Below are 13,714 nucleotides of genomic sequence, written 5' to 3' on the forward strand. Positions count from 1 at the left end.
CTGCATGCCGAATACGTACCTTATGCCCCCTAAATGCGGGCTGAATGCGGGCCATATAAATTCTAAATGCGCACCAACATGCAGAAGACTTGCAATAAGATTAGGATTTCCTTAAGCGCCGTCCATTATCAACGTCATAACAATGCCGCAAGCCAGCCGACCTGAATCGGCTGGCTTTTTCTTTGCCAACTTTTACAAATCCTACATGCCGGGATGACACTCCGTTGAACATGGATGTTTATATTGAGTCTATAAATGAGCAAAAACGAACATATTCGAGCATTCAGTGTTCATTTAAATTCGATTTCAAGCGAGGCTTCAAGGATGTCAAGAACCATAGATGACGTGGAAGGGTTCGTCATAGATCTGGACGGCACGGTATATCGGGGAAGCGAAGCCATTCCGGGCGCCGCGGATACGATCGCATGGCTGCGCGCAGCGGGGAAGCGCCTCGTGTTCCTGAGCAACAGGGGCAATATCTCCCGCGAGATGTGCCAGGCCAACTTGGAACGGATGGGGATCGAGGTTCGGCTGGAGGAAATCGTGCTGACGTCCACGGTCGCGGCTGCCTACCTGAGACGCGGCTACGAAGAATGCTTCGTCTGGACGCTCGGCGACGAAGGCCTTCGCGACGAGCTCCGGGCGGCCGGAGTCCGGCTGGCACCCGTTCCGGAAGCGGCCGACTGGCTGCTGATCACCTTATGCGAATCGCTGACCTATGCGGATTTGAACGACGCCTTTCGCGCGGCGAGGCATGGCGCGAAAATCATGGCGACGAACGCGGACAAGATGTTTCCGGGCCAAAACGGCCTGGCGATCGACGTGGCCGGCATGATCGGGGCCGTCACGGCCGCGACCGGCCAATCCGTCGAGCTCGTGATCGGCAAGCCCTCCGCCCTCATGGCAAAGGCTGCCTTGGACGCGCTCGGACTTCCGCCCGAGCGGTGCATGGTCGTCGGCGACAGCCTGGAGTCCGATATTCGCCTCGGCAAGCGATCGGGCATGCGTACGGCGCTCGTACTGACGGGCTCGGTTACCCGCGAGGAAGCGGAGGTCAGCCTGCTGGAGCCGGATTGGATCTGCGAGTCGCTCGCCGGTCTGCGGGAACGATTGCCTAACAAATCGATTGGAAAGGAAGATCCGATTGTCCGAACAAACATCACGGATTAACGAAATCGCCGCCGGGCTGGATCGGCGGACGGCGGACGGCTTGAATCTGACGTCGATCTCCATCGCGCCCGGCGCACTGAAGGAAGCGGGACGCTACATCGAACGGATGGCATACCGCAGCGTCGTCGTCGCGGTCGACGAGAACACGTATCCGGCCGCTGGCGAGCGCTTGCACAAGCATTTGGCCGCTGCCGGAGTCCAAGCAGCCGTGACCTGCTTCAAGCCGGATCGGACCGGCGACGTCCTGGCCGACGAGGCCGCGCTGGTCCAGCTGCTGCTCGATCTGCAGCGGGCCTCCGCGGAGGCGGTCGTCGCCGTCGGCGGCGGGACGATCCACGATATCGTCCGTTACTGCGCCTATACGGCGAACATACCGTTCTTGTCCGTCCCGACCGCGCCTTCGGTGGACGGGTTCAATTCCAAGGGAGCGCCGATCATCGTGCGCGGAGTGAAAGTGACCGTGCCCGCGGTCAGCCCGGCGGCCGTCTTCGCCGATCTGGACGTACTGGTGCAAGCGCCGCCTCGTCTCGCGGCGGCCGGCTTCGGCGACATGCTGGGCAAGTATACGTCCCTATTCGATTGGAAGTTCGGCGCGATGACCGCCGGCGAGCCGTACCTGCAGGCCGCGGCGGACATGACCGAAGGCGCGCTCGCGCGCTGCGTGAATCACGCGGAACAGATCGCGCGCCGGGACGAGGAGGGCGTGTTCACGCTGACCTCCGCCCTGCTGGAGTCCGGACTTGCCATGATGCTGTTCGGACGGTCGCATCCGGCTTCCGGCGCCGAGCATCATCTGTCCCATTACTGGGAAATGGACCATATCCGCCTCGGCCACCGGCAGCTGCTTCACGGGGCGAAGGTCGGCGTCGCTACCATCGAGATCAGCAGGCTCTACCACCGCATCGCGGAAGAAGGGGCGGCGAGATGGAGTGCGAGTACGAACATTTCCGAGCACTGGCCGGCCATCGTCGCGCATATCGCTGACATCCCGCAGGACCGCGACATGATCCAGCTGCTTCGTCAGGTCGGCGGTCCGAGTTCCGCGGAAGAGCTCGGGATTGCGCCCGAATTAATGAGGAGAAGCCTGATTCATGGCCACTCCGTCCGAAGCGAACGCCATACGCTGCTGCGCGCGTACAATGAGCTGGCGAATGATCCCGCCGTTACATGATCTTCACATGGCGTTAATCTAGGTAAGAACAATCGCCGCTACAATTCAAAACAAGCATGAACGCGCAGCTATTCAAGCATGAATTGCACATTAACGCTCATATTGGGGGATCAGTCATTGTTGGCAGCGGAAAGAAAGCGTCGGATCGTCGACTACGTCAGGCAGCATAACACGGCTACCGTCGGCACGCTCGCCCGGGAATTCAACGTGCATGAAGCGACCATCCGGCGGGATTTGGTGGAAATCGAGCAAGAAGGAGCATTGAAACGGACGCATGGCGGCGTGATCGTCGAGCAGTGGACGCAGGACGAGCCTCCCGTCAGCGAACGGTCGACGCAAAATCTCGATCAGAAGACGCGCATCGGCAAAATGGCGGCAAGCCTGGTCGAGGACGGGGATCACATCATTATCGATTCGGGCACGACGACGCTCCATGTCGCCAGAAATTTGGTTCACCGTTCCAACATCACGGTCGTGACCAACGATATGAACGTGGCGGCCGAGCTGAAGGACGCGCCGCGCATCAAGGTCATCCTGACGGGCGGCGAGCTGTATCCGCACAGCTACATGCTGAACGGCATGTTCACCGATCATGTGCTGCGCTCGCTGCATACGATCAAAGCGTTCATCGGCACGCCGGCGCTGCATCCGCAGCATGGCTTGATGCATCCGGAAGCGCAGCTCGTTCCGGCAAAGCAGGGCATGATCGCCGCCGCCCGGGAGATCATCGTCGTGACCGACGACAGCAAGATCGGCAAGCTGTCGCTGCATACCGTCGCGCCGAATCATGCGATTCATGCGCTGATTACCGGCAAAGAAGCTTCCGAAGAGCTGCTCAAGCCGTTCAGGGACGGCGGAATGACGGTTTATACCGTCTGATCCGCAGGAGGAATGAGAAGGAGGCACCGATCATGGCATCCATACAATTCGTCGGCGTATCGAAAGCCTTCGAGAAGAACACCGTCATCAGCGGGTTGAACCTGACCATCGCGGACGGGTCGTTCACCGTGCTGGTCGGCCCGTCGGGCTGCGGGAAAACGACGCTGCTGCGAATGGTCGCGGGCATCGACCAGCAGACATCCGGCTCCATGCTCATCGCCGGCAAGGACCTTACGCGAATTCCGCCCGGACAGCGGGGCGTGGCGATGGTGTTCCAGAACTACGCGTTGTATCCGACGATGTCGGTGAGGGAGAATATCGAGTTCGGCCTGAAAAACAATCGCGTCGGCAAGGCAGAGCGAACCGCGCTCGTGGAATCGATCTGTTCCACGGTGGGCCTGCTGCCGTACCTGGACCGCAAGCCCGCGACGTTATCGGGCGGCCAGCGGCAGCGCGTCGCCCTGGCGAGAGCCATGGTGAAGAAGCCGTCCGTCTTCCTGATGGACGAGCCGCTCTCCAATCTCGACGCGAAGCTGAGGGCGCAGATGCGGATCGAGTTGATCGAGCTGCACAAGAAACTGGGCACGACGTTCGTGTACGTGACCCATGATCAAGTGGAGGCCATGTCGATGGCCGATACGGTCGTCTTGATGAATCAAGGCGTCATCCAGCAAGAGGCGGCGCCGGACGTCATCTACCGCCAGCCGGACAATCTGTTCGCGGCGCAGTTCATCGGCATGCCGCCGATGAACGTGCAGGAGCTCGGCATGGACGGCGTACGCTTCGGCTTTCGGCCGGAAAGCGCGCGGCTGACCCGCGAGCCGTCGGACGCGCATTTCTCGTTCGAAGGCACGATCGTCACCCGCGAGATGCTGGGCTCGGAGACGTTGTATCAAGTGAGGCGCGGCGCGCAGTCGTACATGGTCAAATGCGCGGACGACCTTTACGCGGTGGATCAGGACGTACATATCGGCGTCGGGGCGGAGCGGATGTACCTGTTCGACGAAAACGGCGGCCGGCTGCGGGAGAGCCATCCGCATTACCGGGCCTATCTCGAAGCCCTGCGAGAAAGCCGGTATGCCTATGCCTAACGCCACGATCTGGGAGCGGATCCGCCCCTATGCGTTGGTCGCTCCCGCGATGACCGGCATCTCGCTGTTCGTTCTCTATCCCGTGATCAAGCTGATTCATCTGAGCTTGTACAAGTACAACCTGATGAACAAGGCGAAAAGCAAGTTCATCGGCCTCGACAATTATAAGCAGCTGCTCGCGAGGGACGATTTCTACAAAGCGCTGGCCAATACGGCCGTCTATACGGTCGGCATCGTCGTCGTCACGATGATTCTCGCGTTATTGGCCGCGTTGTGGCTGCACCGCAAGAGCCGCTGGAACGCCATCGTGCAGGCGGGCATGTTCACGCCTCATATCGTCAGCATCGTCTCGGTCTCGCTGGTCTGGATGTGGTTGATGGAGCCGAACCTCGGCCTGCTGAATTACGGGCTGAAGCTCGTCGGCCTGCCGCCTTCCGATTGGCTGCAGAGCTCCAAGACGGCGATGATGTCCGTCATGCTCGTCGCCGTCTGGCAAGGCATCGGCTACTATACGCTCATTATCTCGGCAGCGCTCCAGAGCATCTCGCCGAACATTTACGAAGCGGCCGCCCTGGACAACGCGGGCAAGGGCAAGGTGTTTTTCAAGATTACGCTGCCGCTCATCTCGCCGCAATTGTTCTTCATCCTGATCATCATGACCATCGCCTCGTTCAAGGCGTTCGATACCGTCCAGATCATGACCGGAGGCGGGCCGAACAGCGCGACCACCACGCTCGTCTACTATCTCTACAATTACAGGACGACGAATATCGGCTACGCGTCGGCGACGGGCATCGTGCTCATGGCGATCGTCGGCGTGCTGACCTTTGCTTACTTCCGCCTGCTGGCCAGGAAGGTTCACTACCAATAAGCCCGTATGCCCTTGAAAAGGAGATTCCGCCTTGCAAACCATGGATACCGCGATGCTGCGACGCACCTTGAACGCGGCGGCGAAAGCGCTGATCCTGCTTGCTTTCATCGTACCGTTCCTCTGGATGATCTCCACGTCGCTGCAGACCTTCAAGGAAACGATGTCGTTCCCGCCCGTATGGCTTCCGGCTTCGCCGCAGTGGATGAACTTCAAGACCGCGATGACGGCGGGACCGTTCATGACGTACACGCGCAATTCGATCGTCGTGACGGCCGCGATCCTGGCGCTGCAGTTCGCCGTCATGATTCCAGCGGCATATGCCTTCGCCAAATACCGGTTCAGAGGAAACAGCTTGCTGTTCGGCCTGGTGCTGCTGGCGTTCATGATCCCGACGCAGGTCACGTTCATTCCTGTCTACATGATGCTGGCCGACTGGGGAGTCATCGGCACGCTGTGGCCGCAGATCCTGCCCTTCATGTCCAATGCGTTCGGCATCTTCCTGCTGCGCCAATATTTCATGCAGATTCCCCAGGAGCTGATCGAGGCGGCCAAGCTCGACAACGCCAGCGAGTTCACGATCATCCGCACGATCATGACGCCGATGTCGCGGCCGGCCCTCGCCACGATCGCGTTGTTCAGCTTCGTCAGCCATTGGAACGACTACTTCTGGCCGCTCGTCATGACCGATACGACGAACGTCCGGCCGCTGACGCTCGGCATCGCCACGCTGAGGGAAACCGAGGGCATCAGCAACTGGCATATCATCATGGCCGGCAACGTGGTGCTCGTCGTGCCCATTCTGATCGTGTACGTGTTCTGTTTCCGGCAGATCGTCAACGCATTTGTTTATTCAGGGATTAAATGACGATTTGATCCCTTTTAAATAGACGCACTCATCACACGCAATCTATGGAGGGTAAATTAAACGTGAAAAAGAAATCCGCACTGCTGTTGACTACGACCCTGCTCGCCGCTATGCTGTCCGGCTGCGGCTCCAATTCGGGGAACAATACGAACGCTTCCGGAACGGCGAACGATACCAACGCCAACGCGCCGGCTGCCGCCAACGAGACCGATGCGGCCGCCGAGCAGCCGGCTTCGACGGAGAAGGCGACCGTGAATTTCTGGCATTCGCTGAGCGGCAAGAACGCGGAGTATATGGATGCCCTGATCAAACGCTTTAACGATTCGCATCCGAACATCGAGGTCGTGGGCACGTTCCAAGGCAGCTACGACGAGACCGTCACGAAACTGCAGCAGTCGATCGCGGCGAACACGGGGCCGGACGTGACGATGCTCGAGCGCGCATACGTCGAGCTGTTCGCGGACTCGGATACGCTGGAGGATCTGCGGCCGATGATGGACGCTTCGAACTTGAACGAGGACGAATTCCTGCCGGGCCTGATGGGCCACTCGACGTTCAACGATAAACTGGTCTCGCTGCCGCTTAACCGCTCCACGCCGATCCTGCACGTCAACAAGACGCTGCTGGACGCCAAAGGGCTGTCCGTTCCGAAAACGTGGGACGAGCTCAAGCAGACGGCGAACGCGCTGGTCGTCAAGAACGGCAAGGAAGTCACGCAATACGGCTTGACCATGCCGTACGATACGTGGTACCCGATCGCGATGATCTCCCAAGCCGGGGGCACGTTCTTCACCGACGACAAGAAAAGCATCGGCTTCTACGATAACGGCATCGGCGAAAAGGTATTCGACTACCTGAAAGACCTGCAGAACTCCGGCGCGTTGTACTATCCGCCGGCCAAGGATTCCGGCAACATCGTCAACCAGATGTTCACGAGCGGCAAAGTCGCGATGATGTACCAATCCACGGGCAGCATCGGCGGCATCTCCGGCGCGGTCGATTTCGATTACGAGACGGCTTTCCTCCCGGAGGACGCGAAGTACGCGACGCCGACCGGCGGCGCCAACGTGGCCATGCTGTCCGCTTCGAAGAACAAGGAAGCCGCGTGGGAATTCATCGATTGGATGGAGACGGACCCGCAGGGCGCGCTGCCGTTCATATTGCAATCCGGGTACCTCCCGTTCACGAAGTCGATGGCGGGGTCGAAGGACCTGCAGGATCTGTGGGCCAAGGAGCCGTACCGCAAGGTCGCATACGATCAGCTGCAATACGCGGTCGATACGAATAAATCCGTCGCTTGGCCGGAAGTCATGAACGAATTCAACGCGCTCATCGAAGCGACGATGTACGACAACAAGGACATCAAGACTTCGCTCGATACGTTCAAGGAGAACGCGGAACGCATTCTCGGCCAGCAATAAAGCATACGGGCAGAGGAGGATATGGACATGACGACAACGATTTCGAACGCGACCGCTTCCTTGGTGGTCGCCGGGCATCGCGGCTTCAAGGCGGCTTATCCCGAGAACACGCTGCTGGCCTTTCGCGAAGCGTTGAAGCTCGGCGTGCATATGCTGGAGTTCGATCTGCGCATGACCCGCGACGATACGCTCGTCGTGCTGCACGACGCGACGGTAGACCGCACGACGAACGGCAGCGGCCCCGTTAGCGGCTTTACCTTCGAGGAGCTTGGCCGGCTGGATGCCGGCATCGGGTTCAGCCCCGAATTCGCGGGCGAGCGCATTCCGAGCCTGGAGCAGCTATGCGGGCTGCTTGCGGAATATCCCGGCATTCTGATGAACGTGGAGATCAAGCCGGACCCGCGCGCCAAGGAAACGGCGGATCGCGCGATCGCGATGCTGGACGGCTTCGGTTTTCTTCCGCGGTGCGTGTTCACGTGCTTCGACGCCGCGATCCTGGCCTATCTTCACGATGCCCGCGGCGTGAAGACGCAGGGCTTCGAAGGAAAAGCGATGTCGAATTTCGATCCCGACGAACGGCAGGGCACCTACTCCAAAATGTGGGCGATCGCCTTTCCGATGGCGAATCTGACGGCGGGGAAGGTGCAGGAATTTCAGAACAAGGGACTTCGCGTCTGGTGCTATTGCCCGGATACGGAAGAGCAGGTCGCTTATGCGTCGGCCTGCGGGGCGACGCTGCTGACCTGCGACGATCCCCGGCCGGCATTGGCATGGACCGGGCGTTAAGCGAGTTTATGCCGTGTATGCGAGTGAAGCGAGTATAAGAGCGTTTTAGCAAAGCCCCGAAAAACGAAAAGGCCCGGATCATCATGGATGATTCGGGCTTTTCGAGTTTCTTGCGTTGAGGGAGCACTTCTTCAGGAAGACGTTTCCTTACAAGGTTGTAACCCTCGTGAAAGGAAGGGCGATACTTCGCCGGGGATGCCTGCTATATACTCAAGCTGACAAGAGAAACAGGAGCGACGAACGCGGCGCCAAGGCGACCGTTCATCCCCTGAAATGCCGTAAGCAGGGAGCCATTCACGATGCGAACAAGTAGAACGAAAGACCGACACCCAATCCTCCGCGGCGTCCCGCCGGGCTTGGCGCTAACCCTCGCGACGAGCTTGCTTGCCGCTTGCTCGGAAGGTGCCGACGACAGCGTCGGCGAGCGCCAAGTGCTGCGCGTCGGCGTCCTGTATTCCAGCGCAGCCGACGAATCCGGACAGCGACAGGCATTCACGGACGATTACGAATTGACGCATCCCGATGTCGATATCGAGCTGGCCGGGGCGATCGATATGGACGAACGGCGCACCGAGGCGCTGGCCGGCAACAGCGACCGCCCCGAGCTGTACGAGGCGCTGAAGCAGCTGCTGACCGGCGGCGATCCGGTGGACGTGGTGATATTGGAAGACGCCGCGTACCTGCGCCGGCTGACGCAGGACAATCTGCTCGCGCCGCTGGATCCCATGATGCAGGCGAGCGGTTTCGCCCTGGACGATTTCTTGCCGAACGCCGTCGACAGTCTCCGGGATGCGGGCGATCATTCCATTTATGCCCTGACGTCGACGTTTGCGGGCACGGCGCTCTATTACAATAAGCGGCTGTTCGCCGGGGCGGGCGTCGCTCCCCCGACCGACAACATGCTGTGGCCGGATGTGCTTCTGCTTGCGAAGAAAGTCGCCTCCGGCCAAGGAAAGACTCGTAATTTCGGCTTCTCCTTCAACCGTTGGGGCGCGGACGGCTTCAGCGATCTGCTGGATTATTCCGCTCCGCTTCAATTGAAGCTGTTCGACAAGAAAGCGTGGAAGATGACCGTCGATACGCCGCAGTGGAACCGCGCATGGACCGATATCGCCGCTCTGTACGCCGATAAGATCGTTCCTTCGCGATCCGACATGGAGGGCGGCAACGGGATGGAGAACGGCGACCTGTTCCTGAACGGACGCCTTGCGATGGTAATCGGCGGCCACGACTACGTCAATGAATTGTCCGCAGCGCACGCTTATTCCGCCGATCCCGCGATCAAGTCGCTCGAATGGGACGTCGTGTCGCTTCCGTCCTTTGCCGAAGCGCCCGGGATCGGGGGAAGCATGGCATTGAGCAATTTGATGGCGATCGGCGCGAAAGCGCAGAACAAGGAAGCCGCCTGGGATTTTGTTCAATACAACAACAGCGAGCGATTGGCGAAGCTGAAATCGCGCAGCAGCGGCAAGCTTCCGGTCCGCCGGTCGCTGCTTCGGCCGAAGGACGGCATGAGCTATAACCTCGGCGCCTTCTACGCGCTCAAGCCCGTTCCCCCATCGGAAGAGCGGGAAGAGCTGTACTGGAACACCCCGAATCTGTCCCCGGCGTTAGAGCTCGGCGAGCCGTTGTTCCAGGACGTGATCGACGGGAAGAAAACCGCGAAGGAAGCGCTTCGGGAATGGCAGACCGGGGGGGATGCCTTGATGCAGGAAATCAAACGGAATCCGGCCGCCTACGATAACGGCGATTATTATTGGGGCGGTTGGGGAGGGTAGGCGAGCCGAAGAACCTCCGTCTCCGCTGCAGAGCGGGAGGCGGAGGTTCTTTTTGGCGTGAACGTTCGCAGGCGCAGGCTTAGCGCATGAATCCGGATTCTTGGACGGCGCTTAAGAAGCGGACGCCGACTCGCGGCTTGCGTGCTCCGCTTGCGGGCGCAACACCCCGCCGAACAAGAAGATCCCGAGCGAGGACGCCAAGCAGACCGCCGAGAAGATACCGATCGAGGCATAGCCGCCGAATTGGACGTAGAGCAAGCCGGCTGCCCATGCGCCGAGCGTATTGGCGCCGTTCATCGTCGAGTTCGCCAAGCTGGAGATCGTGCCCCGGATGGAGGCGTTCAGCGAAGTCAGCGCGCCCATGACGATCGGGAAGACAATGCCGAGCGTCGCGAATATGACCAGGTAGACGATCGTGACGGCCGGAAGGCTCGTCAAATGAGGCATGACCGCGTACAATGCCGCGATCATCGACATGCTGACCGCGACGGCGGTCGTCGCCGTGCCCAGTTTGCGCGCCGCATAGGAACTGATCATGCTGCCGAGCAGCGTGCCGAAGCCGAGGAACATCATCACGGTGCCGATCTGTCCGAGCGGAAGCGCGAAGCGGTCGGCCATCCACTTGCCGACGAAGGCGAACGCGGTTCCGCTTCCCAAGTGGAGAAGCAGGTAGCCGAGAAAGCCGCTCCTGGCTTTGCCGCTTGCGATCAGCGGGACGTACCTGCGCAGGATCGACGCCCGTTCGCCGGCGGACGCGGCGGGCTTGATGTCGGGCAGCGCGAAGAAGGCGACGGCCGCGAGCAGCAGCGCGGCGATGCCGATCGTCCAGAACGGAACGGACCAATCGGCGGTCGCGAGCCAACTTCCGATCGGCACGCCGAAGGCTTGGGCGGCGGCAAGTCCCCCGAAGGCGACCCCCATCGTCTTGCCGATTCGGGCCGGAGGCATCACGGCCGGGATGGACGCCCATACCTGGGGAGCCGTGAATGCCGCGCTGATGCCGGCCAGGAGGCGGAACAGGCACATCGTCCAGAAGCCGCCGGCAAAGCCGCATAACGCCGTCGACACGGCGAATCCGAGCAAACCGCAAACGAGCACGGTTCTGCGATTCCAGCCGTCCGACAGCGGGCCGGCGATCAAGGCGAATACGGCCGAGCCCAGCGTGTAGGCGCCCAGCATCCACCCGGCGTGCCCCGTCGATACGCCGAATTGCGTTTGCAGCGTCGGGAGCAGGGGCGAGATGAGGAACGTATCGGTGCCGATCATAAACATGATGACGAAGAACAGGACGGTATGTTTGCGCATGGTCGATCACTCCTTTGGAATGCGTATTTCGTTCGATTCCCAGCGTAAGGTATAATAGTGACAGGTTCTGTCATAAACTCGTTTACATTCGAAAAAATGAGGCTGATCACCATGCCCAAATCCAAACGCTTGATGGAGCTGATGATGACCGTCAACCGGAAGCGGCGGTTCAAAGTGCAAGAGCTTGCCGACGAATTCGGCGTCTCGACGCGCACGATTCTCCGGGATTTGCAGGAGCTGAGCGAGCTGGGAGTTCCGCTATACTCGGAAGTGGGGCCGCATGGCGGCTACCAGGTCGTCCGTGAGCGGGTGCTGCCGCCGATCGCGTTCACGGAGGAAGAGGCGGTCGCGATGTTCTTCGCGGTGCATGCGCTGCGCCATTATTCCTCGCTCCCGTTCGAAGCGGAATCCGCCTCGGCGCTCAGCAAGTTTTACCTTCATATGCCCGGCGACGTCCGGGATCGGATCGACGGCATGAAGGAACGCGTTGATTTCGTCACGCCGACGAGGCGGGGGAATGCGCCGTGTCTGGCCATTTTGCTCGATGCGGCCGTTCGCCGGATGGTGCTGGTCGTCGACTACGAATCCAAGGAGGAAGGGACGGGCAGCCGCCGGATCCAGCCGGTCTGCATCTACGCGAACAACGGATTCTGGTACTGCACGGCGTACTGCTTCCTGCGGGAGGGCTACCGCGTGTTCCGCTGCGACCGGATTCGCGAGGCGGAGTACGATTTGTCCGGCACGCCGCCGATCGAGCTTGACGACGTCCGCCTCAGCAGGCGGGAGGCCGCCGAGCCGCGGGAACCGATTCGCCTGCGGGCGGAGCTGACGCGAACGGGCGTCCAGCGCTGCGAGTCCGAGCTATGGCTCGCGCCGATGCTGCGCGTGCGAGAAGACGGCGGCGGCACGATCGATCACGATGTGTCCCGCGGCGACTTGTCTTTCTATGCCGAGTTCTTCATCGGGCTGGGGAACGAGGCCGAGTTGGAGGAGCCGGCGGAGCTGAGAGAAGCGATCCGTAGCAGATTGTCCGAGCTGTTGGAAAGGTACCGATGAACGGAACGGTTGTGCAATGACGGTACCCGTGCGACTGTATGTGCGTTTGCGCGAATCGTTGGACATGTCTAGCTATACGACGTTACGGAAGAAGCCTCCAACGCCTGCGCTTTTAGCGGGATTGGAGGCTTCTTCGAAGTGGAACGAACGATATGCGCGCTTCGGCGAATGATGACGCGGCGGAACGCGTATCAAGTTTGATGCGCGCCCGATGCCCTGAGGCGCTGCCGTATGCTGCCGATCAACCATAGGAGCAAAGGAAGGACCACGTAGACGAAAGGGTAAAAGCAGCCGAGCAGAAACGGGTTCTTCTGCGTGTAAAAAAGCCGAAGATGGTGGCTGCCGTAGAGCATGCACGCCAGCCAGACGCACGAGATCACGCAGGCGATCAGCTTCCAGTTCTTGAAGCCGGTCCACTCGGATAACCCGTAGCTCAGGATGAACAGGTACACGGACAATTTAATCAAGGAGCCGAGCAGCCACATCGGGATGTAGAACGCATCGATATTTTGAATGAAGTTCAGGATGGATACGAATTTGGTGAGCGAGTAGACGGGAAACACCAATTTGGGCGCTACGTTCGGTCCCGTAACGAACAAGAGCACCAGCGAGGCCAATAGGCCCCACAGCATCGAGACCGCCGTGCCCCAGAAGATCGCGCGCGAGGCGGTCCTCTTGTTCCCGGCGAAGAAGAACAGCATCAGTATGATCGACGGATCCACCAAATAGTTGAGCGAATAGAAAGTGCCCTTCAGAATGTGGAACCAACCCGTGTCGACGTAGACGGGCAATATTCTTCTAACGTCCATGTCCTGCGGATTCAGGAAGAGCTGCGTGGTTAGCATGAAGAGGAAGAGGGGACCGATGATTTCCGCGCACCGGCCGATCGCGATAATGCCTCCTCTGAGTACGGCGTACGTCACGAGAAACAGCACGAACAGCAAGATGACGAGCATCGGCGTATTATGGAGCAGGATTAAGTTGTGAAATTCGACCGATCCTTTCATGATCGCCGACATTTGCATAAACCACAGCAGGAAATAGACCGTCGCGAATAGTTTGCCGAGCACGGTCCCGAGCAGGTCTTTGATAAAGCCGACCAGCGTTTTGTCCTTGTTTTGCATGCAAACCCGAAGCATAAGCCAGGTGACCGCCATCATGATCACGCACCCGAGCCCGATGGAAATCCAGCAGTCCTGCCGCGATTCCTCCGCTGCCAGGTGAATGGGCACATAGGAGAACACGATCAGGGACGAAATATTGATCAGCCAGAAGATCTGATAACCGCTTACTTTCATGCTTCGTTGCCACGCCTTCATGA

General features: G+C 59.9%; 12 protein-coding genes. 10 read left to right on the forward strand and 2 right to left on the reverse strand.

Annotation, left to right across the window (positions count from 1 at the left end; all coding sequences use genetic code 11):
* Nucleotides 1-324 precede the first annotated feature (324 nt).
* From AC50YL_RS17805 to AC50YL_RS17845, 9 genes are all read left to right on the forward strand, one after another.
* The gene (locus tag AC50YL_RS17805; RefSeq protein ID WP_494833571.1) at nt 325-1,170 is read left to right on the forward strand and encodes an HAD-IIA family hydrolase; all 846 of its coding nucleotides are present in this window, start codon (nt 325-327) and stop codon (nt 1,168-1,170) included.
* Nucleotides 1,145-2,341: a sn-glycerol-1-phosphate dehydrogenase gene (locus AC50YL_RS17810; protein ID WP_494833572.1), complete on the forward strand. Its 1,197-nt coding sequence runs from the start codon at nt 1,145-1,147 to the stop codon at nt 2,339-2,341. Before AC50YL_RS17805 ends, AC50YL_RS17810 begins: the two co-directional genes overlap by 26 nt.
* Nucleotides 2,342-2,458: 117 nt before the next feature.
* A complete protein-coding gene (locus tag AC50YL_RS17815; protein ID WP_494833574.1) occupies nt 2,459-3,220 on the forward strand; it encodes a DeoR/GlpR family DNA-binding transcription regulator in 762 nt (253 codons plus the stop codon).
* A 32-nt stretch (nt 3,221-3,252) separates the two neighbouring features.
* Nucleotides 3,253-4,311: an ABC transporter ATP-binding protein gene (locus AC50YL_RS17820; protein WP_494833576.1), complete on the forward strand. Its 1,059-nt coding sequence runs from the start codon at nt 3,253-3,255 to the stop codon at nt 4,309-4,311.
* Entirely contained in the window at nt 4,304-5,182 is an 879-nt protein-coding gene (locus AC50YL_RS17825) for a carbohydrate ABC transporter permease (protein ID WP_494834437.1), read from the forward strand. Before AC50YL_RS17820 ends, AC50YL_RS17825 begins: the two co-directional genes overlap by 8 nt.
* 40 nt (nt 5,183-5,222) lie before the next feature.
* Nucleotides 5,223-6,047: a carbohydrate ABC transporter permease gene (locus tag AC50YL_RS17830; protein WP_494834438.1), complete on the forward strand. Its 825-nt coding sequence runs from the start codon at nt 5,223-5,225 to the stop codon at nt 6,045-6,047.
* Between the two features lie 62 nt (nt 6,048-6,109).
* On the forward strand, nt 6,110-7,468 hold the full coding sequence (locus tag AC50YL_RS17835; RefSeq protein WP_494833578.1) for an ABC transporter substrate-binding protein: 1,359 nt from the start codon (nt 6,110-6,112) through the stop codon (nt 7,466-7,468).
* Nucleotides 7,469-7,495: 27 nt separating this feature from the next.
* Entirely contained in the window at nt 7,496-8,254 is a 759-nt protein-coding gene (locus tag AC50YL_RS17840; RefSeq protein ID WP_494833579.1) for a glycerophosphodiester phosphodiesterase family protein, read from the forward strand.
* Nucleotides 8,255-8,553: 299 nt separating this feature from the next.
* A complete protein-coding gene (locus tag AC50YL_RS17845) occupies nt 8,554-10,032 on the forward strand; it encodes an ABC transporter substrate-binding protein (protein WP_494833580.1) in 1,479 nt (492 codons plus the stop codon).
* 111 nt (nt 10,033-10,143) lie between these two features.
* Here AC50YL_RS17845 and AC50YL_RS17850 read toward each other — a convergent pair whose 3' ends face one another.
* Complete coding sequence (locus tag AC50YL_RS17850) at nt 10,144-11,337, reverse strand: MFS transporter (protein WP_494833581.1); 1,194 nt, start codon at nt 11,335-11,337, stop codon at nt 10,144-10,146.
* 111 nt (nt 11,338-11,448) lie between these two features.
* On the opposite strand from AC50YL_RS17850, the gene AC50YL_RS17855 reads away from it, so the two are divergent.
* A complete protein-coding gene (locus tag AC50YL_RS17855) occupies nt 11,449-12,393 on the forward strand; it encodes a helix-turn-helix transcriptional regulator (protein WP_494833583.1) in 945 nt (314 codons plus the stop codon).
* Nucleotides 12,394-12,584: 191 nt separating this feature from the next.
* On the opposite strand, the gene AC50YL_RS17860 is transcribed toward AC50YL_RS17855, so the two are convergent.
* The gene (locus AC50YL_RS17860; RefSeq protein ID WP_494833584.1) at nt 12,585-13,712 is read right to left on the reverse strand and encodes a GerAB/ArcD/ProY family transporter; all 1,128 of its coding nucleotides are present in this window, start codon (nt 13,710-13,712) and stop codon (nt 12,585-12,587) included.
* Nucleotides 13,713-13,714: the final 2 nt, after the last annotated feature.

The organism is Paenibacillus sp. J22P277, from assembly GCF_059383675.1.

Excerpts from the sequence above, each read along its gene's own strand:
- AC50YL_RS17820 (WP_494833576.1), top strand. The coding sequence starts at position 3,253 with ATGGCATCCATACAATTCGTCGGCGTATCGAAAGCCTTCGAGAAGAAC.
- AC50YL_RS17850 (WP_494833581.1), bottom strand. The coding sequence starts at position 11,337 with ATGCGCAAACATACCGTCCTGTTCTTCGTCATCATGTTTATGATCGGC.
- AC50YL_RS17830 (WP_494834438.1), top strand. The coding sequence starts at position 5,223 with ATGGATACCGCGATGCTGCGACGCACCTTGAACGCGGCGGCGAAAGCG.
- AC50YL_RS17805 (WP_494833571.1), top strand. The coding sequence starts at position 325 with ATGTCAAGAACCATAGATGACGTGGAAGGGTTCGTCATAGATCTGGAC.
- AC50YL_RS17860 (WP_494833584.1), bottom strand. The coding sequence starts at position 13,712 with ATGAAGGCGTGGCAACGAAGCATGAAAGTAAGCGGTTATCAGATCTTC.
- AC50YL_RS17825 (WP_494834437.1), top strand. The coding sequence starts at position 4,304 with ATGCCTAACGCCACGATCTGGGAGCGGATCCGCCCCTATGCGTTGGTC.
- AC50YL_RS17845 (WP_494833580.1), top strand. The coding sequence starts at position 8,554 with ATGCGAACAAGTAGAACGAAAGACCGACACCCAATCCTCCGCGGCGTC.
- AC50YL_RS17840 (WP_494833579.1), top strand. The coding sequence starts at position 7,496 with ATGACGACAACGATTTCGAACGCGACCGCTTCCTTGGTGGTCGCCGGG.
- AC50YL_RS17855 (WP_494833583.1), top strand. The coding sequence starts at position 11,449 with ATGCCCAAATCCAAACGCTTGATGGAGCTGATGATGACCGTCAACCGG.